Below are 1,397 nucleotides of genomic sequence, written 5' to 3'. Positions count from 1 at the left end.
TCCGCACCAGTTGCTCCAGTAGCACCTGTTGCCCCAGCTTTGCCATCCTTACCATCTTTGATGATAGTTGAAGATGTCACTTCGTCTGGATCAAGCTGACCGTTGCCGTTCTTATCAAGTCCGACTTGAACAGTGTGAGTGCCATCGTTATTGTCTACAACCTTAGCCAATGATGGTTTACCATCCGATCCTGTGGCACCTGTTGCACCGTCTTTCACGATAGTCGTTGAAGTTACTTCGCTTGGATCAAGCTTACCATCACCATTCTTATCGATTCCAACTTTAACAGTATGAGTGCCATCGTTGTTGTCTACAACCTTAGCCAATGATGGCTTGCCATCTTCACCCTTAGCTCCAGTTGCGCCTGTAGCACCGGTAGCACCAGTTACGCCGTCTTTCACGATAGTTGTTGAAGTTACTTCGCTTGGATCAAGCTTACCATCACCATTCTTATCGATTCCAACTTTAACAGTATGCGTACCATCATTGTTGTTAACTACTTCAGTCAATGATGATTTACCATCCGCTCCAGTTGCTCCTGTAGCACCAGTTGCGCCGTCTTTAACGATAGTCGTTGACGTTACTTCGCTTGGATCAAGTTTACCATCACCGTTCTTATCGAGTCCAACTTTAACAGTATGAGTACCGTCATTATTATCAACTACTTCAGTTAATGATGATTTACCATCTTTACCATCCGCACCAGTTGCACCGGTCGCTCCTGTAGCACCAGTTGCGCCGTCTTTCACGATAGTCGTTGACGTTACTTCACTTGGATCAAGTTTACCGTCGCCGTTCTTATCGAGTCCGACTTGAACAGTGTGAGTGCCATCGTTATTGTCTACAACCTTGGCCAATGATGGCTTGCCATCCGCTCCGGTTGCGCCTGTAGCTCCATTTGCCCCATCTTTCACGATAGTCGTTGACGTTACTTCACTTGGATCAAGTTTACCGTCGCCATTCTTATCGATTCCAACTTTAACAGTATGAGTACCATCGTGGTTATCAACTACTTCAGTTAATGATGATTTACCATCTTCACCCTTAGCTCCGGTTGCGCCTGTAGCTCCAGTTACACCGTCTTTAACGATAGTTGTTGAAGTCACTTCGCTTGGATCAAGTTTACCGTCGCCGTTCTTATCGAGTCCAACTTTAACAGTATGGGTACCATCGTGGTTATCAACTACTTCAGCTAATGGAGACTTACCATCCTTACCGTCTTTAACGATGGTAGATGAGGTCACTTCGTCTGAATCCAACTGACCGTTGCCGTTCTTATCAAGTCCGACTTGAACAGTATGAGTGCCATCGTTGTTGTCTACAACCTTAGCCAATGATGGCTTGCCATCTTCACCCTTAGCTCCGGTTGCACCTGTAGCACCTGTTGCGCCGTCTTT

The 1,397-nt window shown here is 46.1% G+C and carries 1 protein-coding gene; it reads right to left on the bottom strand.

Annotated features, from left to right (window positions below; genetic code table 11):
* Nucleotides 1-1,397, bottom strand: a 1,397-nt coding sequence (locus tag A0765_RS09560; protein ID WP_442684631.1) for a collagen-flanked surface repeat-containing protein, incomplete at both ends; no start/stop codon positions are given.

It is taken from the genome of Streptococcus cristatus, from assembly GCF_001588905.1.
GTDB classification, from domain to species: domain Bacteria; phylum Bacillota; class Bacilli; order Lactobacillales; family Streptococcaceae; genus Streptococcus; species Streptococcus cristatus_N.
The sequence above is the reverse complement of the archived record's forward strand: the minus strand, read 5'-3'. Positions and strand labels throughout refer to the sequence as shown.